At 43.7% G+C, this 2,040-nt stretch carries 2 protein-coding genes and 1 pseudogene; 2 read left to right on the forward strand and 1 reads right to left on the reverse strand.

The genetic code is table 11. From position 1 onward, the window contains the following. Window positions 1-954, forward strand: a 954-nt coding sequence (locus tag PX481_RS27460; RefSeq protein WP_288097110.1) for a methionine--tRNA ligase, incomplete at its 5' end; no start/stop codon positions are given. Between the two features lie 100 nt (window positions 955-1,054). Further along, entirely contained in the window at window positions 1,055-1,660 is a 606-nt protein-coding gene (locus tag PX481_RS27465) for a LabA-like NYN domain-containing protein (RefSeq protein WP_002739868.1), read from the forward strand. A 157-nt stretch (window positions 1,661-1,817) separates the two neighbouring features. Here PX481_RS27465 and PX481_RS27470 read toward each other — a convergent pair. Beyond that, a pseudogene (locus PX481_RS27470) lies at window positions 1,818-2,040 on the reverse strand (DNA double-strand break repair nuclease NurA); the annotation flags it as partial.

Genomic DNA, 2,040 nt, shown 5'->3' on the forward strand with positions numbered 1-2,040 from the left:
ATTCCCCACGATGGTCAGCATACCATCTACGTTTGGTTTGATGCCCTTCTTGGCTATGTTACCGCCCTTCTCGACCCCGAAGACGAACCCACCCTAGAAAATGCCTTGGCCAAATGGTGGCCGATCGATCTGCATCTGATCGGTAAAGATATATTAAGATTCCATGCCATTTATTGGCCGGCTATGCTAATGTCGGCGGGTTTACCCTTGCCCAAAAGAGTGTTCGGCCATGGCTTTTTGACCAAAGACGGGCGGAAAATGGGCAAAAGTCTCGGTAATACCCTCGATCCCTTCGATTTGGTTGAGCGCTATGGGGCCGATGCCGTCCGTTACTATTTCGTCAAAGAGATTGAATTAGGACAGGATGGCGATTTTCAGGAAACCAGATTTGTTAATATTCTTAACGCGGATTTAGCCAACGATTTAGGCAACCTCCTCAATCGCACCCTAGGCATGGTTAAAAAATACTGCCAAAATATCCCTCCCCAGTTGACTGGCGTAGATATCCCCAACGATAATCGTCTTAAGAATATGGGGATCAATCTAGGGGTCATTGTTGAACAGAAGTATGATGCGCTACAATTTAATCAAGCCTGTGAGGAAATATTGGCGTTAATTCGCGCTAGTAACAAGTTTATCGATGAGAGTGCGCCCTGGAGTTTATTTAAACAGAAACAACAAGCAGCGGTAGAACAAGTCCTCTACGCAGTTTTGGAATCAGTAAGACTCTCTGCCTACCTACTCTCACCGATAATACCGACCTTGAGCAGTAAAATTTATCAACAACTAGGTTTTGTTATTGATTTTAATACTTTCAGGTCGGAGGATGGGGAAAACTCCCCTGATGGTGTCTCTTTTTCCCAACACTGTCAATGGGGATTACCCACAAATCCACAACTAGGAACACCTGAACCGATCTTTTCTAAACTAGAACTGCCGTTAAACGATTCCTAAAGGAATTTTTTGATAACTCTATTTTTTAAGGTCTGTTGTCCTTTGGGATACAACTGGCAAACACCCAACACTAAACTTTTAACAAACGAGGAAAAATAAAATGTTTGATGATTATGACACGGCCCCAGTCTTCACCCCCGAACAAGTGCTAGAAAATCGCGGTCGTGTGGCGATTTTCATTGATGGTTCTAATTTATTTTATGCGGCCCTGCAATTAGGTATCGAAATTGACTACACCAAATTACTTTGCCGTTTAACTGCTGGTTCTCGTCTCTTGCGCGCCTTCTTTTATACTGGAGTTGATCGCACTAACGAAAAACAGCAGGGATTTCTCCTCTGGATGCGTCGCAACGGTTATCGAGTCATCGCTAAAGATCTAGTACAATTACCCGATGGTTCCAAAAAAGCCAATCTTGACGTGGAAATTGCCGTGGATTTAATGGCGCTAGTGGGTTCCTATGATACCGCAGTAATTGTCAGTGGTGATGGGGATTTGGCCTATGCTGCCGATTCCGTCAGTTACCGTGGTGCGCGGGTGGAAGTGGTTAGTTTGCGATCGATGACCAGTGATAGTTTAATTAATGTAGCCGATCGCTATGTTGATCTAGATCAAATCAAAGAAGAAATTCAGAAAACCAGCAAACATCACGTTGGTTATAATAATTTCCCCGTCAGCGTCTTAGACCAAGATCGTAGCAGTCGCTAGAAAAATTCGGCAAAAATCAAGTTTAAGGTGGGTAATTCCCACCTTTTTCAGTTATCAGTTATCAGTTATCAGTGACCAGTTATCAGTGACCAGTTATCAGTTATCAGTTATCAGTGACCAGTTATCAGTGACCACTCCCCATCTGCTGCCTCCTCAATTAAGCAATACTACTGCGTTTTCTCGCTTCCTTATAAGATGTTCCCACATCCTGTAAACCGACTTTAATCATCTGTTGTTCCAAAAGGGCAAAAAAACGCAAGCGATCGCCACCTTTAATCACCGCTAAATTGTGCGCTTCCGCTAAGGCGATCGGATAACCATAACCTTTTAACACCTGGGCCAGTAAAATACTCAAAGAGCGATCGAGTAATTCTCGCTCC

The organism is Microcystis sp. M53603_WE2 (assembly GCF_030065435.1).

Coding starts and splice junctions, on each gene's coding strand:
- PX481_RS27465 (WP_002739868.1), top strand. CDS start 1,055: ATGTTTGATGATTATGACACGGCCCCAGTCTTCACCCCCGAACAAGTG.